We start from the raw sequence: 25,147 nt of genomic DNA, 5'->3' as shown, positions 1-25,147 counted from the left end.
CGGCCTGCGTTTCGCCATCCGCGAAGGCGGCCGCACCGTCGGCGCCGGCGTCGTGTCGAAAATCGTCGAGTAAGTCGGTGGGCCGGGCTTCAGCCTGGCAAATTGTTGAACGAAAGAAGGCCGTCCCAATCCGGGGCGGCCTTTTTCGTTGGATGAGGTTGACGAGTTTACGACAGCCTAAAGTATGTTGACCTAAAGATAGCGACTTGTCCTTCCAATATGTCCAGTTGAGGCAAAATGAGTTTATAAAACGGACTTTCAGTGCTTGCTGCGCGACTGCCAAGGTTCTTCGAAACAAAGTCGATCGCAAATAATGTGTCGGACAACCTTCCACCGTAAACGGGTTCATGATGTGCTAAACGATTACGGGTTTGGTAGATAACTTCGAGTTCTTTAGCGATTGTAGCTCGACTTAGACTCTTGTTGGGAAAGACACGCTTAAGGCCTCTTCGCCACAGAGTGTTCTCATAGTTTTCAGAAAATAATCGCTTCCAAAAGTGCATAGTTAGTTGCGCAACGATTTCTCCCTCAGATACCGCTATTGTTGATTGCCGCTTTTCCGCAACTTTTCTGTGCTTGATTCCTTGTGGCTTACCGTTTGGAAACGCTGCTGAGTCCAGTGAAGTCTTCTGTGGGCCGGTGAGCTTCGAGTACTTTGCTCTTTGGGCGTTTCTTGTGGCTTTTTTGATCGATGATTTTTCTATAGCTGACCAGTTAAGGGATGTAGGAGGATTTGTGAGCCAATCGCTTACCTGAAAGGCATCATTTAATGCGTTACAGGTTGAATTTCGAACTGCGACCTCAATTAGGCCTGTAACGGCCATGATCGACACGCCAAGGTTCATCGTCGCTTGATGTAGTTCGATTGCATCTTCAGGTTTTTGCTGTCTCGTCAGTGCTTGGAAAGTCCCCAGCCGCGGCGCTGAAAGAAAGTCCGAAATTTCGCTTGTATCCGATGGGGATAGAAACCTTGACATAAGTAATTCCCTTTACTACATACAGTCTTGAAACGTCGGGATACATGGTCGGCAGCGCGACTTTCGTGACGGACCCCCGACGCTATAAGAAAAGGCCGCTCAATTGAGCGGCCTATTTCTCTGGGTAAACCCATAAGTAAGCCGCCTCTGCATTAGAGATACCTTGTCTGCCAAGAAGTTCAATCTTAAGTTGAGTATTGGCAAGCTTAGTTGGTATTTGCTTCTTGTTGAGAATACAAAAGGCTTACGGTTTAAACCCCTTGCCAAACCCCACCAACCCCTGTAGATCGCGCGAGTTCTCTATAAGAACATCAAGGCGGGGTGATTCCCGCCTTTTGGGTTCGAAGAGGGTTGGCGATGCGCGCTTGTCCTCCTCTCAACCTCAACGCCTGATAAAAGGCTGTTATTATGCAAAGCCAAAACATCCGTATTCGGCTGAAGGCATTTGACTATCGCGTTCTGGATGCCAGCACGCAAGAGATCGTCAACACTGCCAAGCGGACCGGCGCGAACGTGCGCGGCCCGATCCCGCTGCCGAACAAGATCGAGAAGTTCACGGTTCTCCGTGGCCCTCACGTTGACAAGAAATCCCGCGACCAGTTCGAGATCCGTACGCACAAGCGTCTGCTCGACATCGTTGATCCGACCCCCCAGACCGTTGATGCGCTGATGAAGCTCGACCTCGCTGCTGGTGTGGACGTCGAGATCAAGCTGCAGTCGTAAGATCGGAGGGTATAGATTATGCGCTCTGGTATTATCGCAAAAAAAGTAGGCATGACCCGCCTGTTCATGGAAGACGGCAAGCAGATCCCTGTGACCGTTCTTCACCTGGACGGCCTGCAGGTCGTTGCACAGCGTACTGCTGACAAAGACGGCTACACCGCCGTTCAGCTGGGCGCTGGTGCTGCCAAGGCAAAACGCACCTCGAAGGCCATGCGCGGTCACTATGCCGCTGCAAAGGTCGAGCCTAAGCGTAAGCTGGCCGAGTTCCGCGTCTCCGAAGATGGCCTGATCGAAGTGGGTGCCGAGATTTCGGCAGAACACTTCCTGGAAGGTCAGAAAGTTGACGTTTCGGGCACCTCGATCGGTAAAGGCTTTGCCGGTGCAATGAAGCGCCACAACTTCGGTGGTCTTCGCGCCTCGCACGGTGTTTCGATCAGCCACCGTTCGCACGGTTCGACTGGCCAGTGTCAGGATCCGGGCAAGGTTTTCAAAGGCAAGAAGATGGCCGGTCACATGGGTGCTGCCCGTGTAACCACCCAGAACCTGGAAGTCGTAAAAACCGACGCCGACCGTGGTCTGGTCTTCATCAAAGGCGCCGTTCCCGGACCGAAATCGGGCTGGGTCACCGTCAAGGACGCCGTCAAGAAGAAAGCACCGGAAGGCCTGCCTTTCCCGGCAGCCGTAAAAGGTGCTGCAACTGAAGCACCTGCGGAAGAAGCTCCCGCGGAAGGTGGTGAAGCATGAAACTTGATGTAATCAAACTGGACGGCGGCAAAGCCGGCAACATCGAGCTGGACGCCGATCTGTTCGGCCTTGAGCCGCGCGCGGACATCCTGCACCGTGTGGTCCGTTGGCAGCGCAACAACGCTCAGGCTGGCACCCACAAGGTCAAGACCCGCTCGGAAGTGTCCTATTCGACTAAGAAGATCTATCGCCAAAAAGGCACCGGTGGCGCACGCCACGGCGCTCGCTCGGCACCGATCTTCCGGGGTGGTGGCGTTTACAAAGGTCCGGTCGTGCGTTCGCATGGTCATGACCTGCCGAAGAAGTTCCGTAAACTCGGTCTGCGCCACGCGCTGTCTGCCAAAATGGCAGCTGGTGAACTGGTTGTGATCGAAAACGCCGAAGCCGAAGGCAAGACCGCTGCACTGGCCAAACAGGTTGCAAACCTGGGCTGGAAACGCGCTCTGGTCATCGACGGGGCGACCGTGAACGAAGGTTTCCTGAAGGCGTCGCGCAACATCGAAGGTCTGGATATCCTGCCGTCGATGGGTGCAAACGTTTATGACATCCTCAAGCGTGACACTCTCGTGCTCACCAAAGCGGCTGTCGAAGCACTGGAGGCTCGTCTGAAATGAGCGCGAAGGCAGAACACTACGACGTGATCCGCAAGCCGATCATCACTGAAAAGTCGACCATGGCGTCTGAGAACGGCGCGATTGTCTTTGAAGTGTCGATCGACAGCAACAAACCGCAGATCAAAGAAGCGGTTGAATCGCTGTTTGGTGTCAAGGTGAAGGCGGTCAACACCACCATCACCAAAGGCAAGGTCAAGCGGTTCCGCGGCCAGTTGGGCAAGCGGAAAGACGTCAAAAAAGCATATGTGACCCTGGAAGAGGGTAACACCATCGACGTAAGCACCGGTCTCTGATCGGACCCGTCTTTGGGAAAAGAACAAAGGGCCCCTGTTGATGCAGGGGCTCTTTTTTTGTTGGCGCAGCTCGTTTGGCCGCGTTGAACTTGGCCCGGACCTGTGCACAGTGACCTCTAGGCAGTGAGACGGGTGATATGCAGGCTGAACAGCAGGTTCGCGATTTCGGGAAAACCCGGGATGGTCAGATCGTCAGAAGCATCGAAATAGGGCAGGGGGCGCTTTCTGCGCGTATCTTGACTTATGGCGCAACGCTGCAGGATCTGCGTTTGCAGGATTTTGAGCATCCTCTGATATTGGGGTGGCCAGAGATTGCAGGCTATGAAGACAGCACGGCTTACCTAGGAGCCATGGTGGGCCGTTGTGCCAATCGGATCGCGCGTGCGTCATACAGTCTGGATGGCGCTGGCTACCAGCTGGATCGCAATTATTTGGGTATTCATACGTTGCACGGCGGAATGCAGGGTATGGATTGTCTGGTCTGGGAAATTTCCAGCGTTACATCGGGAGCGGTCACTTTGCAGCTGACCCTGCCTGATGGCCATATGGGCTTTGGCGGCGACTTGGCAACGACAGTGACCTTCCGAGTCGAGGCCGACGCTACATTGAGTATCGAAATGGAAGCGCGGACAACGTCGGCAAGTCTCTGCAATCTGACCCCGCATATCTACTTCAACCTCGACGGTGGCGCAGACATCCGCAAACACGAACTAATGGTGCGCGCTGAACGCTACACCCCTGTTGAAGGGGACCTCATTCCCACAGGTGAAGCGCTTAGCGTTGAGGGCACGCCCTTTGACCTGCGGTCACCGCGACCTTTGGGAGGCTGGGCATACGATCACAATTACTGCCTGTCCGATCAGCGTCTGCCTTGTCGTCCTGTGGCGACGTTGACCGGCCTGTCCTCGGGTCTGACATTGCAGCTTGAGACGACCGAGCCGGGTTTGCAGGTCTATTCCGGTTCGTCTTTGGATGAAGGTCCACGCATTGGCTTAGGCGGCCAACCCTACGGCCCTTATTCTGGCGTCGCTTTGGAACCACAGGTCTGGCCCGATTCAATCAATCAGCAAGGGTTTCCCAGTGCGGTATTGCGCAAGGGCCAAACCTATCGCCATGTTTCACGATACGTGTTTCTGGGCGGGGGGTAAAATCAGGAGGTTCCGTGATCAGTTGGGCCGCCGCAAAACGTCAATAAAGCAAATTTGACCACATAAGAGGGTTACACCATCGACGTGAATACCTATCTCTGATCGGGTCCAACTGTGGATAAGTAAGAAGGCACCCGCGAAAGCGGAGGTTTCCCGAGCAACAACACCAAAGAAAATGAGCGCGACGCAATCGCCTCAGCCAGAATTCGCTTGCTATGCCGGAACGGTAGTCTATGCGGTTTCTACAAACAGAAGTGACATGGCAGGCGTATGACAAAACCCTATCTCTCGACCCCGGACAAACCGGATGTGACCGCCGCGCGGGATTGGGTTTCGACACTTGCCAAATACCGCGAACCGAACCAGTGGCGCAGCTCCTTTGAGCTGGGTGTCAGCATTATCCCCTTTTTCGTTTTATGGGCGCTGTCCTGGATGTCGCTTTCCGTCAGCTATTGGCTGGCTTTTGCGATTGCCGTTCTCAACGCGGCCTTCCTGCTGCGCCTGTTTGCGATCCAGCATGATTGCGGGCACGGAGCGTTCTTCAAGAACCGGTCGGTCAGCGACTGGGTTGGGCGGGTCATCGGTGTTTTGACCCTGACGCCGTATGACGTCTGGCGCCGTACGCATTCCAACCATCACAACAGTTCGGGCAATTTGGACAAACGGGGAATGGGCGATATCCACACGTTGACTGTTGCCGAGTATCAGTCAAAGACGCCCATGAACCGGTTTTGGTATCGCGTGTACCGCAACCCTATCACACTGTTTGTCCTAGGCCCCGGCTATCTGTTCCTGTTCCAAAACCGCCTCCCGCTGGGTTTGACGGGCAGCGTCAGGTTCTGGATCAGCGCGATGGGCACAAATCTTGCCATTCTGGCTGCCCTCGTCGCCGTTTACTATTTTGGCGGCCTGATGCCGGTGCTGCTGATCTTTCTGCCCTCAACCCTGATTGCCGCGACTGCGGGTGTGTGGCTGTTCTACGTGCAGCACCAGTTCGAGGACACACATTGGGATACCGATGAGGACTGGCAATTGCACGAGGCCGCCCTGCACGGAAGCTCGCATTACATCCTGCCGTCCGTGCTGCAGTGGTTCAGCGCGAATATCGGTATCCATCACGTGCATCACCTCTACAGCCGCATTCCGTTCTATCGCCTGACCGAGGTGCTGCGCGATCATGATGAACTGGCCAACAGCAACCAGATGACCATCCGGGAGAGCCTCGCCAACGCGCGCCTGCATCTGTGGGATGAGAAGGGCCGTCGCCTGCTGTCCTTCGCCGAGGCGCGCGCGCTTTATGGGTGAGGGGTAGGTTCCTCGACCAGCTGGGCCGTCGGAAAGACGTCAAAAAAGAAAATGTGACCCTGGAAGAGGGTAACACCATTAACGTTCTACCGGTCTCTGATCGGATCCGTCTTTGGAGAGAGATAAGGGCCCCCGCGAAGGCGGGGGCCTTTTTTTGATTGACGGGGCTCTCTCCGTCAAATTGTTGAATGTTTGACTGGTGGGCTCAAACCGCTATCCTTGAGACGATAGTCAATTGGAGGGATTTGATGCTTTTTCGAACCATTTTTGCCGCGTTGGCTGCTGCAACAACTCTGCATGCACAAGGCCAACCGATTGTACATGATGGCGAGTACAAATTCCTTCGGGCGCAATTCGGTGATCAATGGGACGCGCAGGATCTCGAAGTCGATGCAAAGCTTGCAGCTATTCGATCTGCCAATAATGACCGCCCACCAAACATATTCTTTGTCCTGATAGACGATGTGAGTTTCGGCCTGATGGGCAGTCGGCCAATGAACTATGTGACGGGCTTTGATACCCCGGAAATCAACGATTTTGCCGCAGAGAGCCTTTCTCTTATGCGCATGTATACAGAGCCCTCTTGCACTCCGACGAGAACGGCTTTTTTGACGGGTCGCCACCCGGTTCGTGCCGGGCAGGAAGAAGTGAAAGTTGCCCTGGTTGGCGAAGGACTGTCGGCAGATGAGGTGACGCTGGCTGAGGTTTTAAAGCAATCCGGTTACAATACTGCCCATGTAGGTAAGTGGCATCAGGGAGATATTGAGCAGTCGTTCCCGCACAATCAGGGGTTCGATAACGCCTTTTTTCCTGTCCATCAGCAAGTGCAGCTGAGTTTGATGACACCTGAAGCCGCAGCAGCGAGCAATCTAAACGGTTGGCACCGATCTACCCAGTCCGGTGAATTTGCCGTTGACCAACTGTTTAAACCCTATGGGCTTGTGACGGGGTTGGAGGCTAAGGCGGGAGGATTGGCCCGAGAAGTTGACCTCGCTCCGGGTGAAGAATGGACGCAGGCGCATTACGAACGAATGAATGAACGCTACCAATCCCAAGCCCTGGAGCAGCTCGAACTATTGTCGAAAGAAGACTCTCCCTTCTTCCTGCAATATTGGCCGCTCTATCCGTTGAACTTCACCTATTCCGATCAGCAAACGAGTCGGAATGGTGGCTTCATGGCAGACAAGTTGGAAGTTGTAGATACATGGTTTGGTGAATTGCTGGCCAAGATTGATGACCTCGGTATGTCCGAGAACACGCTGGTCATTTTCATGGCGGACAACGGGATTTTCAAACAATACTCGCCGGATTCGGGGATGATGGAGTTGATATATCGCGGTGGTAAAGCCGAACACCTTGAAGGTGGTGTGCGGGTTGATGCTTTTGTCAGATGGCCAGCCGCCGTCGAAGCCGGAAGCTATGCCGGTGACATTATTCACGTCTCAGATCTATACACCACGCTGGCTCGGATCGCGGGAGGCAGTGAACATATTCCGCGCGATCGTGTGATAGATGGGATCGACCAGACCGCATTGCTTTTGGAGGGCGAAGGGAACTCACGCCGAGACTACGTCTATATCTACGAGGGCCCTGTTCTGCGTTCGATTGTTAAGCAGGAATTCAAAATGCACTTACCGCCGCCCGGTGTGCCCGGCGCTGCAGCGCCGGTTTATAACGTGTTGCGTGACCCTCGTGAATCCACGCCCGATATCGGTGGCTCACTCTGGTCCGGCGCGTCCTTTCAGGACATGATGAAACGGCACCAGAAGATGATCGAAAAGTATCCTCACCTGCCACTGGGCAAAGGTGTGCCCTATGGGGGGATCGAAAACCTGCGGCCCGAGAGTGAAAAGGCCCGCGAAGTGTTTTCAAGCTGGCAGTAGTTGCTGCTTGAGGCGATCGCATGTTTGGAAGATGAAATTCGGGTTTCTTCTATAGACACCCACCCCCAACACTGCTAAACGCTCCCAATCTTACGGCCTCGGATTCGTTCCGGGGCCTCTGATATTTGTAACCGGGGACCTTCGGGGCCCTATACCCTTGGCACCTACGGGGGCCTATCACATAGCGGGGAAATCCCCTGCACTTGCTAAACGGAAGACAGAAAGCATGGCACTCAAGTCGTACAAGCCGACGACGCCGGGCCAGCGCGGGCTGGTGCTGATCGACCGTTCGGAGCTTTGGAAAGGACGTCCGGTCAAGTCTCTCACTGAGGGTTTGACCAAATCGGGCGGCCGGAACAACACCGGACGGATCACTTCACGCCGCCGCGGCGGTGGCGCAAAGCGTCTCTACCGGATCGTTGACTTCAAACGGAATAAATTTGATGTCGCGGCAACCGTTGAACGGATCGAATATGACCCGAACCGGACCGCATTCATCGCACTGGTAAAATACGAAGACGGCGAGCAGGCATATATCCTGGCTCCGCAGCGTCTGGCTGTTGGTGATAAAGTCGTGGCATCCGCCAAGGCCGACATCAAGCCGGGCAACGCAATGCCGTTCTCGGGCATGCCGATCGGTACCATCGTCCACAACATCGAGATGAAGCCTGGTAAAGGCGGTCAGATCGCACGTGCGGCGGGTACTTACGCTCAGTTCGTTGGTCGCGATGGCGGCTACGCTCAGATCCGTCTGAGCTCGGGCGAGCTGCGCATGGTCCGTCAGGAATGCATGGCCACCGTCGGTGCCGTGTCCAACCCCGACAACTCGAACCAGAACCTCGGTAAAGCCGGTCGTATGCGCCACAAAGGCGTTCGTCCGTCGGTTCGTGGTGTTGCAATGAACCCGATCGATCACCCGCACGGTGGTGGTGAAGGTCGTACCTCGGGTGGCCGTACACCGGTTACACCGTGGGGTAAGGACACCAAGGGTAAGCGTACCCGCAACAAGAACAAAGCGTCCCAGAAGCTGATCATCCGCTCGCGGCACGCCAAGAAGAAGGGACGTTAATCTATGTCTCGCTCTGTTTGGAAGGGTCCTTTCGTCGATGCTTACGTGCTGAAAAAAGCCGAAGCAGCGCGCGAGTCGGGCCGCAACGAAGTCATCAAGATTTGGTCGCGTCGTTCCACCATTCTGCCCCAGTTCGTGGGTCTGACCTTTGGTGTGTACAACGGCCATAAGCATATCCCCGTCAACGTCTCGGAAGACATGATCGGTCAGAAGTTCGGTGAGTATTCGCCAACTCGTACCTATTACGGTCACGCCGCTGACAAAAAAGCGAAGCGGAAGTAAGTCATGGGCAAGGAAAAGAACCCCCGCCGCGTGGCTGAAAACGAAGCAATGGCGAAAACGCGCATGCTTCGCACTAGCCCGCAGAAACTGAACCTGGTTGCGCAAATGATCCGCGGCAAGAAAGTTGAGAAGGCTCTGACCGATCTGACTTTCTCGAACAAGCGTGTCGCGCAGGACGTCAAGAAGTGCCTGCAGTCCGCAATCGCCAACGCCGAGAACAACCACAACCTGGACGTTGACGAGCTGATCGTCGCCGAAGCATGGGTTGGCAAGAACCTGGTCATGAAGCGCGGTCGCCCGCGTGCCCGTGGTCGGTTCGGCAAGATTATGAAGCCGTTCTCGGAGATCACCATCAAGGTGCGTCAAGTTGAGGAGCAAGCCTAATGGGTCATAAAGTAAATCCGATCGGCATGCGCCTGCAGGTGAACCGCACCTGGGACAGCCGCTGGTACGCCGACACCAAGGACTACGGTGATCTTCTGCTGGAAGACCTCAAGATCCGTGAGTTCATCAACAAAGAGTGCAAGCAGGCCGGTATTGCCCGTGTGATCATCGAACGTCCGCACAAGAAGTGCCGCGTTACGATCCACACCGCGCGTCCCGGTGTCATCATCGGCAAGAAAGGTGCAGACATTGAAGTTCTGCGCAAAAAACTTGCTCACATGACTGACAGCGAACTGCACCTGAACATCGTCGAAGTGCGCAAGCCCGAGCTTGACGCGCAGCTGGTTGCCGAGTCCATCGCTCAGCAGCTGGAGCGCCGGGTTTCGTTCCGTCGCGCGATGAAACGGTCTGTTCAGAACGCCATGCGCATGGGCTCTCTGGGTATCCGGGTGAACGTCGCTGGCCGTCTGGGCGGCGCCGAAATCGCACGGACTGAGTGGTACCGCGAAGGCCGTGTGCCTCTGCACACACTGCGCGCCGACATCGATTACGCACAAGCCGAAGCGATGACCCCCTACGGGATCATCGGGATCAAGGTCTGGATCTTCAAAGGTGAGATCATGGAGCACGATCCGCAGGCACGTGACCGTAAAGCACAGGAACTCCAGGACGGCCCTGCACCTCGTGGTGCTGGTGGCGGTCGTCGCTAAGGAGGGAAAGATATGCTTCAACCAAAGCGTACTAAATTCCGCAAGATGCACAAAGGCCGGATCAAGGGTGAAGCCAAGGGCGGCTCTGATCTGAACTTTGGCACCTATGGTCTGAAAGCTCTTGAGCCTGAGCGTGTAACTGCACGCCAGATCGAAGCTGCACGTCGTGCCATGACGCGTCACATGAAGCGTCAGGGCCGTGTCTGGATCCGCATCTTCCCCGACACTCCGGTCACTGCAAAGCCGATCGAAGTTCGTATGGGTAAAGGTAAAGGTTCGGTCGACCGCTGGGCATGCAAAGTCAAGCCTGGCCGCGTGATGTTCGAGATCGACGGCGTCAATGACGACATCGCCCGTGAGGCCCTGCGCCTGGCCGCGATGAAGCTGCCGATCAAGACCCGCGTAGTGATCCGCGAAGACTGGTAAGCGATTGGGCGAAAGCCCTTCGTAACAAGATTAACCCCCGTCGGGACACCGGCGGGGGTTTTCTTTTTCGTCAGCCTATTGTGATCCATCCCATCGTTTCGTGAAAGAAGTCGACGATTGTCCATGGCCCCCATAGGCTGACAATTGTGAATGGGAGGGTCATATGTTTCAGCTGCGCAAGAAGGTATTCATCAAAGAGGTCATAACCACCGATCAATTGGGGCAACTATGTGCTCCGGTCTGCCGGGTTGCAGCTTTGGCAGTCATACAGAACCCACTCGCCGGTAAATTTTCGGAAGACCTGTCCGAGCTGTTTGAAATAGGTGGTGCGCTCGGCGCAGACCTCGCGGCCGAGGCTGTTTCTCAACTCGACGGTTCTCCGATTTCGTACGGTAAAGCAGCGATAGTTGGCGCGAATGGGGATCTCGAACAAGGCGGCGCACTGATCCACCCGAAACTTGGCGCTCCTATGCGTGCTACGGCGGGTGGGGGCGAAACTGTCATTCCGTCTAATGCCAAACTCGGGGCACCTGGATGCTCAATCGATCTGCCGCTTGGGCACAAGGACAACCCGTGGTCCTTTGACCATTTCGATACCATGACTTTGAATATTCCGGATGCGCCGAAACCGGACGAGATCGTCATGTGTCTGGCCTACGCAGATGGCGGACGCCCGAACCCGCGCTGCGGTGCGGGACCGGTCAAAAACTGAAGGCTGGCTGGGGCTGGTCTTGGGTCAGGGCTTGGGCTATGCCCGGCCCATGGCACAGATTGAATCACTCTTCGTTACTCGTCTTTATCGCGCAGCACTTTCCGAATTCGATCCCAAGATCGATCCCGTGGAAATGGAAAACTCCTGTCTTGTCATCGCCGAGGATGATGAGGCCGGGCAGGAATGGTGCGAAGAAAACGGCTATCCCGGCTACACCAGCTATGCCTCGCTGACCGATCTGCCCTGGCGTTTCCCGATCTTTGCCGATCTGGTCAAAGCGTTGGATCAGCATGTGGCAGCCTTTGCCAAGGATCTGGAGTTCGATCTGGGCGAGGGTGAATTGAAGCTCGAAGACTTGTGGATCAACATCCTGCCCGAAGGTGGAATGCACTCCAGCCATCTGCACCCGCACAGCGTGATTTCCGGCACGACATATGTTGCTATGCCCGAAGGGGCGAGCGCACTGAAACTGGAAGACCCCCGCTCGGCCCGCATGATGGCGGCACCGACGCGGCTAAAGGGCGGGCGGCGGGATTTGCAGCCGTTCATCTATATGAAGCCGCAGGTGGGAGATGTCCTGCTGTGGGAAAGCTGGCTTCGCCATGAGGTGCCGATGAATATGGCCGAGGATGAGCGGATCAGTGTGAGCTTCAACTACAAGTGGGAGTGAGCCGCGGGTCACAACACGGCAATTGTACCAGCGTAGCGATTGCGAGACGAATGAGCGGTTCCCCGCCAATCACTTTTCACTTCGAGTTGTCGAAAAACCTTGCAAAATGTGCCGTCATGAACCATGTGAGGCACGCTTACGTTTTTCTTTTTCGACCACTGTCTCCCGAATTTTCGGCGTTCAGTCTCTCGATCCAGACCTACAACGCCGCGCTGTCGCAATTCCGCGGACAGCAATTTAATAGGAGACTACGGATATGGCCAATGGCACCGTAAAATGGTTCAACACAACTAAAGGTTTTGGCTTCATCGCACCGGAGACCGGTGGCAAAGACGTGTTTGTACACATCTCTGCTGTCGAGCGCTCGGGTCTGACCGGCCTGGCCGACGACCAGAAAGTAACATTCGACATCGAACCCGGCCGTGACGGTCGTGAGTCGGCTGTGAACATCGCTCTGGCGTAAGTCACTCAGACTTAGACAGTTGCAGACGCGGTCTTGTGCAAACGAGGCCGCGTTTTGCGTTTGTGGAAGGTAGTGCTGAAATTGCGATTGACTGCACATGGACGCACTGATGAAGATCGCTGCGAAGGTAGTGATCGGTGTGAGCTTTGACAACAAGTGGTATAAACCCGTGCCTCAGGCAGGCCATGGAAACTGCTACTCCAGTATTTTGGGGGGGCGTTTTGGTGCTGTTTCTGCTGATACTATACCGAACGGGTTGGAACGTGAGGGAGAGCATTCTGGCGATCATAGGATTACGCGGAATACGAAACATCACCCCGGTTGAAATGGTCGTTTCTGCGGTGACGATCAGCGCTACGTTTTATGTCCTGCTTCAAGCTTTGGAAGCCTGCAAACAGATATAGTTTTTACTTGGCTAGTTTGCTTGCATTCCCGTGCGCCAAACTTTCCCTTGCCACCCACTGCTGAACCCCCTATAGAGCGGCATCTTGCGTTCCCCCGGCCGAGTCGGGGGATTCGTATGTCTATCATTCATCCACCAGGTCAAAGGTGACCCTGATACGGGGCCTTCTGGTGTTTTGAGCAAAGGAAAAAGGCGATGAACGCCCAAGAACTGCGTGACAAGACCCCGGACCAGCTCCGCGAGGAACTGGCCAACCTGAAGAAAGAAAGCTTTAACCTGCGCTTTCAACAGGCAACCGGTCAGCTGGAAAGCACCGCCGGCATCAAAGCGGCCCGCCGCAACGCTGCCCGCGTCAAAACCATCCTGAACGAAAAGGCCGCTGCTGCGGCATCGGAGGAGTAATCCTATGCCCAAGCGTATCCTGTCCGGCACCGTAACCAGCGATGCCAACGCACAAACCGTAACCGTGTCCGTCGAGCGCCGCTTTACGCATCCGGTTCTGAAGAAAACCATCCGTAAGTCCAAGAAATACCGGGCTCACGATGAAAAGAACGCCTTCAAGGTCGGTGACTCTGTTCGCATCATCGAATGCGCGCCGAAATCGAAGACGAAACGTTGGGAAGTTCTGGAAGCGTAAGCTTTCAGGATTTTTCCATTTGTCGAAACCCTGGGGGATCTAACCAGACCAGCCCCCACAGGTCGGGAGAAACCACATGATCCAGATGCAGACCAATCTGGATGTCGCTGACAACTCCGGCGCACGCCGAGTTCAGTGCATCAAGGTCCTGGGTGGTTCCAAGCGTAAATACGCCTCCGTCGGCGACATCATTGTCGTCTCGGTGAAGGAAGCCATCCCGCGCGGCCGCGTAAAGAAAGGTGACGTCCGTAAGGCCGTCGTCGTACGCACCGCCAAAGAAGTCCGTCGCGAAGACGGTACCGCGATCCGTTTCGATCGCAACGCCGCCGTCATCCTGAACAACAACAACGAGCCGGTAGGTACCCGTATCTTTGGCCCCGTTGTTCGTGAACTGCGTGGCAAGAACTTCATGAAAATCATCTCGCTGGCTCCGGAGGTGCTGTAATCATGGCTGCTAAACTCCGCAAAGGCGACAAGGTCGTCGTGCTAGCCGGCAAGGACAAGGGCAAAGAGGGTACTATCACCTCGGTTGACCCTAAAGCCGGTAAAGCTGTTGTCGATGGCATCAACATCGCCATCCGTCACACCCGCCAGACCCAGAACAGCCAGGGTGGTCGCCTGCCTCAGGCAAACCCGATTGAGCTGTCGAACCTGGCTCTGTTGGACAAAAACGGTAAAGCAACCCGCGTTGGCTTCCGCATGGAAGGTGACAAGAAAGTGCGCTTCGCCAAGACCACGGGGGACGTGATCGATGCTTGATAACGCAACCTACACCCCGCGTCTGAAAGCTCAGTACGCTGAAACCATCCGTGCCGCTCTGAAAGAAGAGTTCGGCTACAAGAACGACATGCAGCTGCCCAAGCTGGACAAAATCGTTCTGAACATCGGTTGTGGTGCCGAAGCGGTCAAAGATTCGAAGAAAGCAAAAGCTGCTGTCGAGGATCTGACTGCGATTGCTGGTCAACAGGCTGTTTCGACCAAGGCGAAGAAGTCGATCGCTGGCTTCCGCGTCCGTGAAGACATGCCGCTGGGCGCGAAAGTGACCCTTCGCGGTGACCGGATGTACGAATTCCTGGATCGTCTGATCACCATCGCGATGCCACGGATCCGTGACTTCCGCGGCGTGAAGCCGTCTTTCGATGGTCAGGGCAACTTTGCCATGGGCATGAAAGAGCACATCGTGTTCCCGGAAATCGACTTCGACAAAGTTGACGAAGTCTGGGGCATGGACATCGTAATTGCCACCACAGCGAAAACCGACGCTGAAGCAAAGGCACTGTTGAAAGCTTTCAACATGCCGTTCAACGCGTAAGCGCCGGGAGGATTGAGACATGGCTAAAAAAGCAATGATCGAACGCGAGAAGAAGCGCGAACGCCTGGTGGCCAAATATGCCGCAAAGCGTGCCGAGCTGAAAGAAATCGCGAATGACGAGAGCAAGCCGATGGAAGAGCGCTTCAAAGCGCGTCTGAAACTGGCGAAACTGCCGCGCAACAGCTCGGCTACTCGTCTGCACAACCGCTGTCAGCTGACCGGTCGTCCCCACGCTTACTACCGTAAGCTGAAGGTCAGCCGTATCGCGCTGCGCGAGCTGGGTTCTGCTGGTCAGATCCCCGGCATGGTGAAATCGAGCTGGTAAGGGAGAGAATGATATGAACGATCCTATCGGCGATATGCTCACCCGTATCCGCAACGCGCAAATGCGTGGCAAGTCCACCGTTTCCACCCCGGCTTCCAAGCTGCGCGGTTGGGTTCTGGACGTGCTGGCGGACGAAGGTTACATCCGTGGCTACGAAGCGACGACCGGTGAAAACGGTCATCCGGCCATCGAAATCAGCCTGAAATACTACGAAGGCACCCCTGTCATTCGCGAACTGAAGCGGGTCTCGAAGCCCGGTCGTCGCGTATACATGGGCGTCAATGACATCCCGCAGGTCCGTCAGGGTCTGGGTGTGTCGATTGTCAGCACTCCGAAAGGTGTGATGTCGGACCAGAACGCACGCTCCAACAATGTTGGTGGCGAAGTGCTCTGCACCGTCTTCTAAGGAGGTCTGTCAATGTCTCGTATTGGTAAACGTCCGGTCGAATTGCCCAGCGGCGTAACTGCCTCGGTTTCCGGCCAGACCATCGAAGTCAAAGGCCCGAAAGGCGCCCGCAGCTTCACTGCGACCGACGACGTTACGCTGTCGGTCGAAGATAACGTGGTTCAGATCAACCCTCGCGGTATGTCCAAGCGCGCGCGCCAGCAGTGGGGCATGAGCCGCACAATGGTCGCAAACTTGGTGACCGGTGTGACCGAAGGCTTCAAGAAAGAGCTGGAGATCCAGGGTGTTGGTTACCGGGCTCAGATGCAGGGCAACACCCTGAAGCTGAACCTGGGCTACAGCCATGACGTTGATTTCGTCGCTCCGGAAGGTGTCACCATCACCGCGCCGAAGCAGACCGTGATCATTGTGGAAGGTAACGACCAGCAGCAGGTGGGCGAAGTCGCGGCGAAAATCCGCGAATGGCGCCGTCCCGAGCCCTATAAGGGCAAAGGCATCCGCTATAAGGGCGAGTTCATCTTCCGCAAAGAAGGCAAGAAGAAGTAAGGACGCAAACAATGGCAAACAGCAAAAGAACCCTGTTTCTGAAGCGCCGCCTGCGCGTTCGGAACAAACTTCGCAAGGTCAACGCGGGTCGTCCGCGTTTGTCCGTACACCGTTCGAACAAGAACATCTCTGTTCAGCTGATCGACGACGTACGTGGCGTGACCCTGGCCTCGGCCTCGACCCTAGAAAAAGATCTGGGTGTTGTTGGCAAGAACAACGTCGAAGCGGCCACCAAAGTGGGCGCGGCCATCGCCGAGCGTGCCAAGAAGGCAGGCGTCGAAGAGGCCTATTTCGATCGTGGTGGCTTCCTGTTCCACGGCAAAGTGAAGGCTGTCGCCGACGCTGCGCGTGAAGGTGGTCTGAAGATCTAAGACTTGCGGGCGGGTTTCGATCCGCCCCGATGATCCGGGGGCATTGGCAATGCCGAGGCCCACTTGGATTGAACAAACGACGCCGCAAGCGTCACCAAAAAAAAGGGATGCCAAAATGGCAGAACGTGATAACCGCCGGGGCCGTGGACGTGACCGCGACGAAACTCCGGAATTCGCAGATCGTCTGGTTGCGATCAACCGCGTATCGAAAACCGTAAAAGGTGGTAAGCGCTTTGGCTTCGCCGCTCTGGTGGTCGTGGGCGATCAGAAAGGCCGCGTCGGCTTTGGCAAAGGTAAAGCGAAAGAAGTACCTGAAGCCATCCGCAAAGCGACTGAACAAGCCAAGCGTCAGATGATCCGCGTGCAACTGCGCGAAGGTCGTACCCTGCATCACGACATCGAAGGCCGTCATGGCGCCGGTAAAGTGGTTATGCGCAGCGCACCTGAAGGTACTGGTATCATCGCCGGTGGTCCGATGCGTGCCGTGTTCGAAATGCTGGGCGTAAAGGACGTTGTGTCCAAGTCGTTGGGCTCGCAGAACCCGTACAACATGATCCGCGCCACCATCAACGGCCTGCAGAAAGAGCAGAGCCCGCGTTCGGTTGCCCAGCGTCGTGGCAAAAAGGTTGCTGACATCCTGCCCAAGCGGGACGAAGCACCAGCTGCTGCTGAAGCAGAAGCATAAGGAGAGCGACCCATGGCAAAAACCATCGTCGTCAAGCAAATCGGTTCCCCGATCCGTCGCCCCGCTGAACAGCGCGCAACTCTGATCGGCCTGGGCCTGAACAAGATGCACAAAACCCGCGAGCTTGAGGATACCCCCTCGGTGCGCGGCATGGTCAACAAGATCCCGCATCTGGTTGAGATCATCGAAGAGCGCGGCTAAGCGCCTTGCTTCTAAGAGCTAGAAACGCCTCCGATCAGTTCGGGGGCGTTTTTTTGTCTAAGGGCAGTGTTGACTGTCGCCTCACCCGATGTGGTTTTAGTTCAACTTGTACGTATTCCGCTTATTACCCGCCGCATATAATCCATGAACTGCGCCCGCTCAGGCTCAGTCAGAACTTGCAAGGCTTGGGAATTCACGTTCTGGGCCGACTCATAGGCGCTGTTTCTAAGCGCGACGGCCATTTCGGTTAACCAGATCAACTGAGCCCTGGCGTCAGCGGGGTTTTTCGTTCTTTTGATCAAGCCGTCGCGCTCCATACGGTTGAGCGTGTTGGCCAGGGTCGCCTGTTCGACGTCAATCTTGGCCAGCAGATCCTTTTGGGTGACCCCGTCTTTGAGCCAAAGCTCCAGTAAGACTGGGAACTGTCCAACAACGATGCCCAAAGGCGCAATGTGGTGTTGCAGCTCTTTCGCGAACAATCGCGCCATGTGATTGACCAGATATCCGGCCGAGTTCTCTTTTTCGAAATCCATGCTTGAGATTTACACTTGAATAGCAAGCTATGCAATAATATATAGCAAGCTATACAAGAGAATGAAAAGGAATCGAAATGGCTCATATCGAAGAGATGGATAAGGTCGTCACACTGGCTGATCAGATGCAGGCCGAGGAAGGCCCCGTGGTGCTGATCAACGTTTTTACGGTGGACGCGAAAGACAAAGAGGCGCTGTTGAAGGCTTGGGCACACGATGCGGACTTCATGAAGTTCCAGCCGGGATACATCTCGACCCAGCTTCATCAGGGGATCGCTGGCAGCTCGACCTTCGTGAATTATGCGATCTGGCAGGACGTCAAAAGCTTTCGCGACGCCTTCACCCACCCAGAGTTCCAGCGTCGAATTGCAGACTATCCCGAAAGCGCCGTGGCACGTCCACATCTTCTAAGAAAACTCACAGTCGAAGACCACTGCGTCGCCTGATGCCAAAAGCGGAGTAGGCACATGATAAAATCAATTCACCCCATCGCCGGTATAATAGGATTCCTGACAATATTCATGTTCTGGACATCCACTTTGTACAGCGAATTATTTGCGACCCATGCGACTGTCGCGGCCGTAAAGTCCATGATCGTCAGTGGGCTGTTTATCCTTGTGCCCGCGATGGTGATCGTGGGTGCATCCGGCATGTCCCTTGGGCGTCGACGCAAGGACGCGCGGGCGCTTGCCAAGAAGAAGCGAATGCCGATCATCGCGATGAACGGCCTGTTGATCCTTATTCCCGCCGCAATCTATCTCAGCTCAAAAGCAAACGCAGGGGACTTCGATGCCAGTTTTTACTCTGTGCAGGTCGTTGAGTTGCTCGCGGGGGCAACCAACCTGACGCTGATGGGGTTGAGTATACGCGACGGCCGGGCGATGACTGCCCGCAGAAGACGTGCGGGAAAGTAGCTGGACCAAGCTTTGACCGTAGCCGCCGTTTCATCGCATGCTATCGGTCTCACAGCATCGATCCCTGCTGCTCAGCTATTCAATAGATGCATAACGGCTAGACCGAAACTTCGGTTGTTAGCGATATCGCCTGGACCTATCTCAGGCCTGTCCAAACAAGGAACGCAAACAGTATCCGGGGAATTCGCCCCGGGCAGAGAAAGGAAATACACCATGGCTCACACAGCTACATATTCCCGCGACGGCTTTGGCCTGAGCGCCCGCATCGCGAACTTTTTCCAGCGCGTTAAAGAGGCAAATGCCCTGCGTGTTCAGTATGATCAGACTTATTCTGAATTGCAGAGTCTGACAGATCGTGAACTGGACGACATCGGAGTCCGCCGCTGCGATATAAAGGACATCGCTCGGGACCACGTTTATTGTTCGTGATCTTCCCGACAACCTGACCAAGAGACGCCCGCGGGCGTCTCTTTTGATTCCGGGGTGCTCTTGGCACAGTCGACAGGAAATTAGCTCCAACCGTTGCGACCCTGCGGGAAATGGGCCAAACACGCAGTTGGGCGCCTGTCGGAGCCGCAACCAAGAACAACATGAAGGGTCGGATCCGGTGAAAGAGTATCAGGTTGGCATGCTTTGGATTGAAGGCCCTCTCAGCTTTCTCGAGCAGTTGTGCATCAAATCATTCCTGGATGTCGGTCAACATGTTCGCCTCTATACTTACGGGCCGGTCACAAACATCCCCGAGGGTGTCGAAGTGCGTGACGCGCGGGAGGTACTGGCGGATGATGAGGTGATCCTACACAAGCGCACGGGCAGTCCCGCGCTGCATTCCGACAAGTTTCGCGTGCAGATGCTGGCGAAAGTGCCGGACATAATCTGGGCCGATACCGACGCGTATTGCGTCAAACCCTTTACAACTGAAAACGGTCATTTGCATGGTTGGCTAGCCGCGCACGAAATCAACGGTGGGGTGTTGGCTTTGCCTGCGGACAGCGCAACGCTGTATGATTTGATCGATTACACCAATCACCCTTGTCGCATTCCGCATTGGCTGTCGCCCAAGCAACGGCGGCCGCTTATTGACATGGCCTTGGCTGGTGAAACGCCGCACGCAAGCGATATGCCGTGGGGCATTTGGGGCCCACGCGCCCTGACCTGGCTTTTGCGGGACAATAATGAGGCTCGATTTTCCCAACCCCAGGACGTTTTGTACCCTGTAACATACAAGGATCGGCGGGCAATGATGCGGCCCAACGGAAATGCCGAGCGGTTCCTTACTGAGAACACCATGTCGATCCATTTCTACGGACGGCGCATGCGTTCGTTCATACGCAATAGGTTCAATGGAATCCCGCATCCGGAAAGTATGGTTGGCCGGTTGGTCGAAAAGCATGGGATCGACCCGCACGCAGCGCCCCTGCAGACAAAAGCCGCGACAAACGACCTTGTCGACGTGTCTGACGAATGACGTCTAGGGGCTGTGGGCTTGCCAACTTGTCCCAACAGTCCTATACGCCTGCGGTGGCTTTGCGCCATACGAATCAAAACCAAGAAATGCCGTGTCTGACCCATCACGCTTCGCGGGTCATTTCCGGCTAAGGAGAAGCGAAATGAAACTGCACGAACTGCGCGACAATCCTGGCGCCACACCGAAACGCACTCGCGTTGGCCGTGGTCCGGGTTCCGGCAAAGGTAAAATGGGTGGCCGTGGTATCAAAGGCCAGAAATCCCGTTCGGGTGTGGCCATCAACGGTTACGAAGGCGGCCAGATGCCTTTGTATCAGCGTCTGCCCAAGCGCGGCTTCAACAAGCCGAACCGCAAGGCATTCGCCGTTATCAACCTGGGCCTGATCCAGAAATTCGTCGACGCCGGCAAGCTGGACGCCAAAGCTGCGATCACCGAAGATGCACTGGTTGCATCCGGTCTGGTCCGTCGCAAACTGGACGGTATCCGCGTTCTGGCAAAGGGCGAAATCAGCGCGAAAGTGAACCTGGAAGTCACCGGTGCTTCGAAAGCTGCTGTTGAAGCAGTTGAGAAAGCGGGCGGCTCACTTACGGTCACAAAAGCTGCTGCGGCAGAGTAAGCGCTTGTGAGCGGGCGAAGACCCGCTTACATAGACCTCAGAGTTTTCCAAGACGCCGCCCGAGCCGGAAAACGGTTCCGGGCGGTGTTTTCATAAGAGAGACCGATTTATGGTATCAGCAGCAGAACAAATGGCAGCCAACACAAGCTGGTCTGCCCTTGGTAAAGCCACCGATCTGCGCAACCGCATCCTGTTCACGCTTGCATTGCTGATCGTCTATCGTCTGGGCACCTTCATTCCGGTGCCGGGGATCGACGGACAAGCACTGCGCGAGTTCATGGAACAAGCGGGGCAGGGCATCGGCGGCATGGTTTCGATGTTCACCGGCGGGGCGCTGGGGCGGATGGGTATCTTTGCCCTCGGCATCATGCCTTACATTTCAGCCTCGATCATCGTGCAACTGCTGACATCCATGGTTCCCGCGCTCGAACAGCTCAAGAAAGAGGGCGAGCAGGGGCGCAAGAAAATCAACCAGTACACCCGTTTCGGCACCGTGGCCTTGGCCACTGTTCAGGCCTATGGTCTGGCGGTTTCGCTGGAATCGGGCGATCTGGCCACCGACCCTGGGCTTTTCTTCCGCATGTCGACCATGATCACTCTGGTTGGCGGTACGATGTTCCTGATGTGGCTGGGTGAACAGATCACCGCGCGCGGCATCGGCAACGGTATCTCTCTGATCATCTTCGTCGGCATTATTGCCGAGGTTCCGGCCGCTCTGGCGCAGTTCTTTGCGTCGGGTCGCTCGGGTGCAATCAGCCCCGCCGTGATCATCGGTGTGATTGTCATGGTTATCGTGGTCATCACCTTCGTGGTGTTCATGGAGCGCGCGCTGCGCAAGATCCACATTCAATACCCGCGCCGCCAGGCCGGCATGAAGGTATACGAGGGCGGCTCCAGCCACCTGCCAGTCAAGGTGAACCCGGCGGGTGTTATCCCGGCGATCTTTGCCAGCTCGTTGCTGTTGCTGCCGGTGACGATCTCGACCTTCTCGTCGGGTGCCACAAACGGGCCGGTCATGTCTTGGCTGCTGGCCAACTTTGGCCCCGGTCAGCCGCTGTATCTGCTGTTCTTCGCGTCGATGATCGTATTCTTCGCCTATTTCTACACGTTCAACGTCTCGTTCAAACCGGATGATGTTGCGGACAACCTGAAAAAGCAGAATGGTTTTGTGCCTGGCATTCGCCCCGGCAAGAAAACCGCCGAGTATCTGGAATACGTGGTCAACCGCGTGCTGGTTCTGGGTTCGGCCTATCTGGCGCTGGTATGTTTGCTGCCTGAAATTCTGCGGAACCAATTCGCCATCCCGTTCTACTTCGGCGGCACCTCGGTTCTGATTATCGTCTCTGTGACCATGGACACGATCCAGCAAGTCCAGAGCCATTTGCTGGCGCATCAATACGAAGGGCTTATCGAAAAGTCCCAGCTGCGCGGTAAAAGCAAGAAACGCGGCAGGAAGGGACCCGCTCGTCGATGAACATCATTTTGTTGGGCCCGCCGGGTGCGGGCAAAGGAACGCAAGCGCGTCACCTGGTTGAAACGCGCGGCATGGTGCAACTGAGCACCGGTGACATGCTACGAGAAGCCAAGGACAGCGGGACCGAAATGGGCAACCGCGTGGCCGAGGTGATGGCCAAGGGTGAGCTGGTAACCGACGAGATCGTCATCGGCCTGATCCGTGAAAAGCTGGAACAGGGTGCCAAGGGCGGTTTCATCTTCGACGGTTTCCCGCGCACGCTGGCGCAGGCTGACGCGTTGGGAGATCTGCTGAACAGCACCGGCGAAACGCTGGACGCGGTCATCGCGATGGAAGTCAACGACGACGCGCTGGTCGAACGGATCACCGCACGCTCGACCTGTGGTGGCTGCGGCGAGGTCTACAATGACGTTACCAAGCCGATCCCGGCGGACGGAAAATGCACCAACTGCGGCAAGGAAAACGACTTCAAACGCCGCGCAGATGATAATGAGGAGAGCCTCAAGACCCGTCTGATGGAGTACTACAAAAAGACCTCGATGCTGATCGGCTATTACTATGCCAAGGGCAACCTGTCCTGGGTTGACGGCCTGGGTGAAATTGACGCCGTTCAAAACGAGATTTCGCAGGTTTTGGATGGTGGCGTCGACGTCGGAAACGGCTGATCCATTTCTGCCCTTGACCTGAGCGGGAAAAGCCCATATCGACCCCCATCCCTAACGGGAATCACGACCGCATGCGGGATTCGTTCCGGATGCCCCGACCACCTCGAATAATACTGGATCCTCTGGCGTCACTGCCAAGATCGAGTGTTGTGAAAAAAGGTTCCGGAGCTACGGAACCGCAACAAAAAAGGAAAGTGACACGTGGCACGTATTGCCGGCGTAAACATCCCGACTGCAAAGCGGGTACCTATCGCCCTCACATATATCACCGGTATCGGAAACACTTCGGCCAAAGCGATCTGCGAAGCCGTAGGCATCGACGCGACCCGTCGCGTCAATGAACTGTCCGACGCCGAAGTTCTGGCCATCCGCGAGCATATCGACGCAAACTTCACCGTTGAAGGTGACCTGCGCCGCGAAGTTCAGATGAACGTCAAGCGCCTGATGGACCTGGGCTGCTACCGCGGTCTGCGTCACCGTCGTAACCTGCCCGTTCGCGGTCAGCGTACCCATACCAATGCTCGTACCCGCAAAGGCCCCGCAAAGGCCATTGCCGGTAAGAAGAAATAAGGAGGGTCTGACTGATGGCACGCGAAAAGACTCGTACCAAGAAAAAAGAGCGCAAGAATATCGCATCGGGCGTCGCCCATGTGAATTCGACCTTCAACAACACCAAGATCCTGATCTCGGACGTGCAAGGCAACGCCATTGCATGGTCTTCGGCAGGAACCATGGGTTTCAAAGGGTCGCGTAAATCGACACCCTACGCCGCTCAGATGGCTGCAGAAGATGCAGGCAAGAAGGCGCAGGATCACGGTGTCAAGACGCTGGAAGTCGAAGTTCAGGGCCCCGGTTCGGGTCGTGAATCGGCTCTGCGCGCGCTGGCTGCTGTGGGCTTCAACATCACGTCGATCCGTGACGTGACACCGATTGCTCACAACGGTTGCCGCCCGCCGAAGCGCCGCCGCGTCTAAGCGATTTTGAATTGAGCTGGGGCTGTGTTTTCGCACGGCCCCAGCACGTCATTTTGAACCTCGGGCGTCTGCACCTTGTTGGTCATGGGGCGCGGACAGGAATGGAGGGATTACATGATCCATAAGAATTGGGCTGAATTGATCAAGCCGACACAGCTGGAAGGCAAGCCGGGCAACGACCCTGCGCGTCAGGCAACCCTGGTTGCTGAACCGCTGGAGCGTGGCTTTGGTCTGACCCTGGGCAACGCGCTGCGGCGCGTCCTGATGAGCTCGCTTCAAGGTGCGGCCATCACCAGCGTCCAGATCGACAACGTATTGCACGAATTCTCGAGCGTCGCTGGCGTTCGTGAAGACGTCACTGACATCATCCTGAACCTCAAGCAGGTTGCCCTGCGGATGGAAGTCGAAGGCCCCAAGCGCCTGTCGATCAATGCCAAAGGTCCCGCCGTTGTTACCGCAGGTGACATCAGCGAAAGCGCCGGTATCGAGGTTCTGAACCGCGATCACGTCATCTGTCACTTGGACGATGGCGCCGACCTGTTCATGGAACTGACCGTCAACACCGGTAAGGGCTATGTTTCGGCTGAGAAGAACAAGCCGGAAGATGCGCCTATCGGTCTGATCCCGATTGACGCGATCTATTCGCCGGTCAAAAAGGTTGCCTACGACGTTCAGCCAACTCGTGAAGGTCAGGTTCTGGACTATGACAAACTGACCCTGAAGATCGAAACTGATGGTTCGATCACCCCGGAAGACGCGCTGGCCTTTGCCGCCCGTATTCTGCAGGATCAGCTGTCGATCTTCGTCAACTTCGACGAGCCCGAAGCGGCTGGTCGTCAGGACGAAGACGATGGTCTGGAGTTCAACCCGCTGCTGCTGAAGAAAGTAGACGAGCTGGAACTGTCGGTGCGTTCGGCAAACTGCCTGAAGAACGACAACATCGTTTACATCGGCGATCTGATCCAGAAGACCGAAGCCGAGATGCTGCGCACCCCGAACTTCGGCCGCAAGTCGCTGAACGAGATCAAGGAAGTGCTGTCCGGCATGGGTCTGCACCTCGGCATGGATGTCGAGGACTGGCCGCCCGACAACATCGAAGATCTGGCGAAGAAATTCGAAGACGCGTTCTAAGCGCGTCTTCCCCAATGCCCGGGCTTTCCGGGGACAATACGGGCACTTCCGCCCCAAGGAGAGCCGGTGACACGCATCGCCGG

At 55.9% G+C, this 25,147-nt stretch carries 39 protein-coding genes and 1 pseudogene; 38 read left to right on the top strand and 2 right to left on the bottom strand.

Annotated features, from left to right (window positions below; translation table 11 throughout):
• Positions 1-73 (top strand): EF-Tu C-terminal domain-related protein (locus tag AC2FI8_RS18790; protein ID WP_296514147.1); only part of this gene is annotated, 73 nt, incomplete at its 5' end.
• A 94-nt stretch (positions 74-167) separates the two neighbouring features.
• On the opposite strand, the gene AC2FI8_RS18785 is transcribed toward AC2FI8_RS18790, so the two are convergent.
• Positions 168-977 (bottom strand): hypothetical protein, encoded by an 810-nt coding sequence (locus tag AC2FI8_RS18785; RefSeq protein WP_496780536.1) that lies wholly within the window; start codon positions 975-977, stop codon positions 168-170.
• A gap of 408 nt (positions 978-1,385) precedes the next feature.
• On the opposite strand from AC2FI8_RS18785, the gene rpsJ reads away from it, so the two are divergent.
• The 27 genes and pseudogenes from rpsJ to rpmD all read left to right on the top strand — a co-directional run bounded on the left by rpsJ (position 1,386) and on the right by rpmD (position 17,289).
• Entirely contained in the window at positions 1,386-1,700 is a 315-nt protein-coding gene (gene rpsJ / locus AC2FI8_RS18780) for a 30S ribosomal protein S10 (RefSeq protein ID WP_008756422.1), read from the top strand.
• Positions 1,701-1,718: 18 nt separating this feature from the next.
• Complete coding sequence (rplC, locus tag AC2FI8_RS18775) at positions 1,719-2,444, top strand: 50S ribosomal protein L3 (protein WP_058272361.1); 726 nt, start codon at positions 1,719-1,721, stop codon at positions 2,442-2,444.
• Positions 2,441-3,058: a 50S ribosomal protein L4 gene (gene rplD / locus AC2FI8_RS18770; protein ID WP_050605826.1), complete on the top strand. Its 618-nt coding sequence runs from the start codon at positions 2,441-2,443 to the stop codon at positions 3,056-3,058. Before rplC ends, rplD begins: the two co-directional genes overlap by 4 nt.
• Positions 3,055-3,351, top strand: a complete 297-nt coding sequence (locus AC2FI8_RS18765) for a 50S ribosomal protein L23 (protein ID WP_496770187.1) — start codon at positions 3,055-3,057, stop codon at positions 3,349-3,351. Before rplD ends, AC2FI8_RS18765 begins: the two co-directional genes overlap by 4 nt.
• 137 nt (positions 3,352-3,488) lie before the next feature.
• Complete coding sequence (locus AC2FI8_RS18760; RefSeq protein ID WP_496780535.1) at positions 3,489-4,499, top strand: aldose epimerase family protein; 1,011 nt, start codon at positions 3,489-3,491, stop codon at positions 4,497-4,499.
• Between the two features lie 270 nt (positions 4,500-4,769).
• Positions 4,770-5,804, top strand: a complete 1,035-nt coding sequence (locus AC2FI8_RS18755) for a fatty acid desaturase (RefSeq protein ID WP_496725239.1) — start codon at positions 4,770-4,772, stop codon at positions 5,802-5,804.
• A 5-nt stretch (positions 5,805-5,809) separates the two neighbouring features.
• A pseudogene (locus AC2FI8_RS18750) lies at positions 5,810-5,890 on the top strand (50S ribosomal protein L23); the annotation flags it as partial.
• A 162-nt stretch (positions 5,891-6,052) separates the two neighbouring features.
• Positions 6,053-7,687, top strand: a complete 1,635-nt coding sequence (locus AC2FI8_RS18745; RefSeq protein WP_496725241.1) for a sulfatase-like hydrolase/transferase — start codon at positions 6,053-6,055, stop codon at positions 7,685-7,687.
• Between the two features lie 226 nt (positions 7,688-7,913).
• Positions 7,914-8,756, top strand: a complete 843-nt coding sequence (gene rplB / locus AC2FI8_RS18740) for a 50S ribosomal protein L2 (protein ID WP_008757664.1) — start codon at positions 7,914-7,916, stop codon at positions 8,754-8,756.
• Between the two features lie 3 nt (positions 8,757-8,759).
• Positions 8,760-9,038 (top strand): 30S ribosomal protein S19, encoded by a 279-nt coding sequence (gene rpsS / locus AC2FI8_RS18735; RefSeq protein ID WP_010437056.1) that lies wholly within the window; start codon positions 8,760-8,762, stop codon positions 9,036-9,038.
• Positions 9,039-9,041: 3 nt separating this feature from the next.
• Positions 9,042-9,422, top strand: coding sequence for a 50S ribosomal protein L22 (gene rplV / locus AC2FI8_RS18730; protein ID WP_039538267.1), 381 nt, complete (start codon positions 9,042-9,044; stop codon positions 9,420-9,422).
• Complete coding sequence (rpsC, locus tag AC2FI8_RS18725) at positions 9,422-10,132, top strand: 30S ribosomal protein S3 (protein ID WP_058272367.1); 711 nt, start codon at positions 9,422-9,424, stop codon at positions 10,130-10,132. The genes rplV and rpsC overlap by 1 nt, the downstream gene beginning before the upstream one ends.
• A gap of 12 nt (positions 10,133-10,144) precedes the next feature.
• Entirely contained in the window at positions 10,145-10,558 is a 414-nt protein-coding gene (gene rplP / locus AC2FI8_RS18720) for a 50S ribosomal protein L16 (protein WP_058272368.1), read from the top strand.
• A gap of 163 nt (positions 10,559-10,721) precedes the next feature.
• Complete coding sequence (locus AC2FI8_RS18715; RefSeq protein WP_496780534.1) at positions 10,722-11,270, top strand: amino acid synthesis family protein; 549 nt, start codon at positions 10,722-10,724, stop codon at positions 11,268-11,270.
• A gap of 49 nt (positions 11,271-11,319) precedes the next feature.
• Positions 11,320-11,940: a 2OG-Fe(II) oxygenase family protein gene (locus AC2FI8_RS18710; protein ID WP_496780538.1), complete on the top strand. Its 621-nt coding sequence runs from the start codon at positions 11,320-11,322 to the stop codon at positions 11,938-11,940.
• Between the two features lie 256 nt (positions 11,941-12,196).
• On the top strand, positions 12,197-12,403 hold the full coding sequence (locus AC2FI8_RS18705; protein ID WP_010437077.1) for a cold-shock protein: 207 nt from the start codon (positions 12,197-12,199) through the stop codon (positions 12,401-12,403).
• Positions 12,404-13,001: 598 nt separating this feature from the next.
• Complete coding sequence (rpmC, locus tag AC2FI8_RS18700) at positions 13,002-13,208, top strand: 50S ribosomal protein L29 (protein WP_037311745.1); 207 nt, start codon at positions 13,002-13,004, stop codon at positions 13,206-13,208.
• Positions 13,209-13,212: 4 nt separating this feature from the next.
• The gene (gene rpsQ / locus AC2FI8_RS18695; protein WP_058272371.1) at positions 13,213-13,443 is read left to right on the top strand and encodes a 30S ribosomal protein S17; all 231 of its coding nucleotides are present in this window, start codon (positions 13,213-13,215) and stop codon (positions 13,441-13,443) included.
• 76 nt (positions 13,444-13,519) lie between these two features.
• Positions 13,520-13,888: a 50S ribosomal protein L14 gene (rplN, locus tag AC2FI8_RS18690; RefSeq protein ID WP_008757934.1), complete on the top strand. Its 369-nt coding sequence runs from the start codon at positions 13,520-13,522 to the stop codon at positions 13,886-13,888.
• A gap of 2 nt (positions 13,889-13,890) precedes the next feature.
• Positions 13,891-14,202 (top strand): 50S ribosomal protein L24, encoded by a 312-nt coding sequence (gene rplX, locus AC2FI8_RS18685; RefSeq protein WP_170440482.1) that lies wholly within the window; start codon positions 13,891-13,893, stop codon positions 14,200-14,202.
• The gene (gene rplE, locus AC2FI8_RS18680; protein ID WP_058272373.1) at positions 14,195-14,755 is read left to right on the top strand and encodes a 50S ribosomal protein L5; all 561 of its coding nucleotides are present in this window, start codon (positions 14,195-14,197) and stop codon (positions 14,753-14,755) included. Before rplX ends, rplE begins: the two co-directional genes overlap by 8 nt.
• Positions 14,756-14,774: 19 nt before the next feature.
• On the top strand, positions 14,775-15,080 hold the full coding sequence (gene rpsN, locus AC2FI8_RS18675) for a 30S ribosomal protein S14 (protein ID WP_010437098.1): 306 nt from the start codon (positions 14,775-14,777) through the stop codon (positions 15,078-15,080).
• A gap of 13 nt (positions 15,081-15,093) precedes the next feature.
• Positions 15,094-15,486 carry a 30S ribosomal protein S8 gene (gene rpsH, locus AC2FI8_RS18670; protein WP_008757119.1) on the top strand — a complete coding sequence of 131 codons (393 nt, stop codon included), beginning with the start codon at positions 15,094-15,096 and terminating at the stop codon, positions 15,484-15,486.
• A 12-nt stretch (positions 15,487-15,498) separates the two neighbouring features.
• On the top strand, positions 15,499-16,032 hold the full coding sequence (rplF, locus tag AC2FI8_RS18665) for a 50S ribosomal protein L6 (protein WP_058272374.1): 534 nt from the start codon (positions 15,499-15,501) through the stop codon (positions 16,030-16,032).
• An 11-nt stretch (positions 16,033-16,043) separates the two neighbouring features.
• Positions 16,044-16,403 carry a 50S ribosomal protein L18 gene (gene rplR, locus AC2FI8_RS18660; RefSeq protein WP_010437103.1) on the top strand — a complete coding sequence of 120 codons (360 nt, stop codon included), beginning with the start codon at positions 16,044-16,046 and terminating at the stop codon, positions 16,401-16,403.
• Between the two features lie 115 nt (positions 16,404-16,518).
• Positions 16,519-17,088, top strand: coding sequence for a 30S ribosomal protein S5 (rpsE, locus tag AC2FI8_RS18655; protein WP_058272455.1), 570 nt, complete (start codon positions 16,519-16,521; stop codon positions 17,086-17,088).
• A 12-nt stretch (positions 17,089-17,100) separates the two neighbouring features.
• Positions 17,101-17,289: a 50S ribosomal protein L30 gene (gene rpmD / locus AC2FI8_RS18650; protein WP_008757946.1), complete on the top strand. Its 189-nt coding sequence runs from the start codon at positions 17,101-17,103 to the stop codon at positions 17,287-17,289.
• A 101-nt stretch (positions 17,290-17,390) separates the two neighbouring features.
• On the opposite strand, the gene AC2FI8_RS18645 is transcribed toward rpmD, so the two are convergent.
• The gene (locus AC2FI8_RS18645) at positions 17,391-17,822 is read right to left on the bottom strand and encodes a MarR family winged helix-turn-helix transcriptional regulator (RefSeq protein WP_496780533.1); all 432 of its coding nucleotides are present in this window, start codon (positions 17,820-17,822) and stop codon (positions 17,391-17,393) included.
• A 77-nt stretch (positions 17,823-17,899) separates the two neighbouring features.
• Between AC2FI8_RS18645 and AC2FI8_RS18640 the strand changes: the two genes are divergently transcribed.
• The 10 genes from AC2FI8_RS18640 (at position 17,900) to AC2FI8_RS18595 (ending at position 25,064) form a co-directional block, all read left to right on the top strand.
• On the top strand, positions 17,900-18,268 hold the full coding sequence (locus AC2FI8_RS18640) for an antibiotic biosynthesis monooxygenase family protein (protein ID WP_496780532.1): 369 nt from the start codon (positions 17,900-17,902) through the stop codon (positions 18,266-18,268).
• 21 nt (positions 18,269-18,289) lie between these two features.
• Positions 18,290-18,736: a hypothetical protein gene (locus AC2FI8_RS18635; protein WP_496780531.1), complete on the top strand. Its 447-nt coding sequence runs from the start codon at positions 18,290-18,292 to the stop codon at positions 18,734-18,736.
• 213 nt (positions 18,737-18,949) lie between these two features.
• Positions 18,950-19,165 (top strand): DUF1127 domain-containing protein, encoded by a 216-nt coding sequence (locus tag AC2FI8_RS18630; protein WP_496740787.1) that lies wholly within the window; start codon positions 18,950-18,952, stop codon positions 19,163-19,165.
• Between the two features lie 199 nt (positions 19,166-19,364).
• Entirely contained in the window at positions 19,365-20,204 is an 840-nt protein-coding gene (locus tag AC2FI8_RS18625; RefSeq protein ID WP_496780530.1) for a hypothetical protein, read from the top strand.
• A gap of 142 nt (positions 20,205-20,346) precedes the next feature.
• Positions 20,347-20,820 (top strand): 50S ribosomal protein L15, encoded by a 474-nt coding sequence (gene rplO, locus AC2FI8_RS18620; protein ID WP_496770176.1) that lies wholly within the window; start codon positions 20,347-20,349, stop codon positions 20,818-20,820.
• Positions 20,821-20,929: 109 nt separating this feature from the next.
• Complete coding sequence (gene secY, locus AC2FI8_RS18615) at positions 20,930-22,294, top strand: preprotein translocase subunit SecY (RefSeq protein ID WP_058276180.1); 1,365 nt, start codon at positions 20,930-20,932, stop codon at positions 22,292-22,294.
• Entirely contained in the window at positions 22,291-22,959 is a 669-nt protein-coding gene (locus tag AC2FI8_RS18610; protein ID WP_496707471.1) for an adenylate kinase, read from the top strand. Before secY ends, AC2FI8_RS18610 begins: the two co-directional genes overlap by 4 nt.
• Before the next feature lie 201 nt (positions 22,960-23,160).
• Positions 23,161-23,529 (top strand): 30S ribosomal protein S13, encoded by a 369-nt coding sequence (rpsM, locus tag AC2FI8_RS18605; protein WP_058272383.1) that lies wholly within the window; start codon positions 23,161-23,163, stop codon positions 23,527-23,529.
• Between the two features lie 14 nt (positions 23,530-23,543).
• Positions 23,544-23,933 carry a 30S ribosomal protein S11 gene (gene rpsK / locus AC2FI8_RS18600; RefSeq protein ID WP_037311698.1) on the top strand — a complete coding sequence of 130 codons (390 nt, stop codon included), beginning with the start codon at positions 23,544-23,546 and terminating at the stop codon, positions 23,931-23,933.
• A 114-nt stretch (positions 23,934-24,047) separates the two neighbouring features.
• Entirely contained in the window at positions 24,048-25,064 is a 1,017-nt protein-coding gene (locus AC2FI8_RS18595) for a DNA-directed RNA polymerase subunit alpha (protein ID WP_113791474.1), read from the top strand.
• The last annotated feature ends 83 nt before the right edge of the window (positions 25,065-25,147 follow it).

Source organism: Ruegeria sp. CDSB029, assembly GCF_059611125.1.
Note: the sequence above shows the minus strand (reverse complement) of the source record. Positions and strands in the feature narration are given on the sequence as shown.

Coding starts and splice junctions, on each gene's coding strand:
- AC2FI8_RS18785 (WP_496780536.1), bottom strand. CDS start 977: ATGTCAAGGTTTCTATCCCCATCGGATACAAGCGAAATTTCGGACTTT.
- rpsJ (WP_008756422.1), top strand. CDS start 1,386: ATGCAAAGCCAAAACATCCGTATTCGGCTGAAGGCATTTGACTATCGC.
- rplC (WP_058272361.1), top strand. CDS start 1,719: ATGCGCTCTGGTATTATCGCAAAAAAAGTAGGCATGACCCGCCTGTTC.
- rplD (WP_050605826.1), top strand. CDS start 2,441: ATGAAACTTGATGTAATCAAACTGGACGGCGGCAAAGCCGGCAACATC.
- AC2FI8_RS18765 (WP_496770187.1), top strand. CDS start 3,055: ATGAGCGCGAAGGCAGAACACTACGACGTGATCCGCAAGCCGATCATC.
- AC2FI8_RS18760 (WP_496780535.1), top strand. CDS start 3,489: ATGCAGGCTGAACAGCAGGTTCGCGATTTCGGGAAAACCCGGGATGGT.
- AC2FI8_RS18755 (WP_496725239.1), top strand. CDS start 4,770: ATGACAAAACCCTATCTCTCGACCCCGGACAAACCGGATGTGACCGCC.
- AC2FI8_RS18745 (WP_496725241.1), top strand. CDS start 6,053: ATGCTTTTTCGAACCATTTTTGCCGCGTTGGCTGCTGCAACAACTCTG.
- rplB (WP_008757664.1), top strand. CDS start 7,914: ATGGCACTCAAGTCGTACAAGCCGACGACGCCGGGCCAGCGCGGGCTG.
- rpsS (WP_010437056.1), top strand. CDS start 8,760: ATGTCTCGCTCTGTTTGGAAGGGTCCTTTCGTCGATGCTTACGTGCTG.
- rplV (WP_039538267.1), top strand. CDS start 9,042: ATGGGCAAGGAAAAGAACCCCCGCCGCGTGGCTGAAAACGAAGCAATG.
- rpsC (WP_058272367.1), top strand. CDS start 9,422: ATGGGTCATAAAGTAAATCCGATCGGCATGCGCCTGCAGGTGAACCGC.
- rplP (WP_058272368.1), top strand. CDS start 10,145: ATGCTTCAACCAAAGCGTACTAAATTCCGCAAGATGCACAAAGGCCGG.
- AC2FI8_RS18715 (WP_496780534.1), top strand. CDS start 10,722: ATGTTTCAGCTGCGCAAGAAGGTATTCATCAAAGAGGTCATAACCACC.
- AC2FI8_RS18710 (WP_496780538.1), top strand. CDS start 11,320: ATGGCACAGATTGAATCACTCTTCGTTACTCGTCTTTATCGCGCAGCA.
- AC2FI8_RS18705 (WP_010437077.1), top strand. CDS start 12,197: ATGGCCAATGGCACCGTAAAATGGTTCAACACAACTAAAGGTTTTGGC.
- rpmC (WP_037311745.1), top strand. CDS start 13,002: ATGAACGCCCAAGAACTGCGTGACAAGACCCCGGACCAGCTCCGCGAG.
- rpsQ (WP_058272371.1), top strand. CDS start 13,213: ATGCCCAAGCGTATCCTGTCCGGCACCGTAACCAGCGATGCCAACGCA.
- rplN (WP_008757934.1), top strand. CDS start 13,520: ATGATCCAGATGCAGACCAATCTGGATGTCGCTGACAACTCCGGCGCA.
- rplX (WP_170440482.1), top strand. CDS start 13,891: ATGGCTGCTAAACTCCGCAAAGGCGACAAGGTCGTCGTGCTAGCCGGC.
- rplE (WP_058272373.1), top strand. CDS start 14,195: ATGCTTGATAACGCAACCTACACCCCGCGTCTGAAAGCTCAGTACGCT.
- rpsN (WP_010437098.1), top strand. CDS start 14,775: ATGGCTAAAAAAGCAATGATCGAACGCGAGAAGAAGCGCGAACGCCTG.
- rpsH (WP_008757119.1), top strand. CDS start 15,094: ATGAACGATCCTATCGGCGATATGCTCACCCGTATCCGCAACGCGCAA.
- rplF (WP_058272374.1), top strand. CDS start 15,499: ATGTCTCGTATTGGTAAACGTCCGGTCGAATTGCCCAGCGGCGTAACT.
- rplR (WP_010437103.1), top strand. CDS start 16,044: ATGGCAAACAGCAAAAGAACCCTGTTTCTGAAGCGCCGCCTGCGCGTT.
- rpsE (WP_058272455.1), top strand. CDS start 16,519: ATGGCAGAACGTGATAACCGCCGGGGCCGTGGACGTGACCGCGACGAA.
- rpmD (WP_008757946.1), top strand. CDS start 17,101: ATGGCAAAAACCATCGTCGTCAAGCAAATCGGTTCCCCGATCCGTCGC.
- AC2FI8_RS18645 (WP_496780533.1), bottom strand. CDS start 17,822: ATGGATTTCGAAAAAGAGAACTCGGCCGGATATCTGGTCAATCACATG.
- AC2FI8_RS18640 (WP_496780532.1), top strand. CDS start 17,900: ATGGCTCATATCGAAGAGATGGATAAGGTCGTCACACTGGCTGATCAG.
- AC2FI8_RS18635 (WP_496780531.1), top strand. CDS start 18,290: ATGATAAAATCAATTCACCCCATCGCCGGTATAATAGGATTCCTGACA.
- AC2FI8_RS18630 (WP_496740787.1), top strand. CDS start 18,950: ATGGCTCACACAGCTACATATTCCCGCGACGGCTTTGGCCTGAGCGCC.
- AC2FI8_RS18625 (WP_496780530.1), top strand. CDS start 19,365: ATGCTTTGGATTGAAGGCCCTCTCAGCTTTCTCGAGCAGTTGTGCATC.
- rplO (WP_496770176.1), top strand. CDS start 20,347: ATGAAACTGCACGAACTGCGCGACAATCCTGGCGCCACACCGAAACGC.
- secY (WP_058276180.1), top strand. CDS start 20,930: ATGGTATCAGCAGCAGAACAAATGGCAGCCAACACAAGCTGGTCTGCC.
- AC2FI8_RS18610 (WP_496707471.1), top strand. CDS start 22,291: ATGAACATCATTTTGTTGGGCCCGCCGGGTGCGGGCAAAGGAACGCAA.
- rpsK (WP_037311698.1), top strand. CDS start 23,544: ATGGCACGCGAAAAGACTCGTACCAAGAAAAAAGAGCGCAAGAATATC.
- AC2FI8_RS18595 (WP_113791474.1), top strand. CDS start 24,048: ATGATCCATAAGAATTGGGCTGAATTGATCAAGCCGACACAGCTGGAA.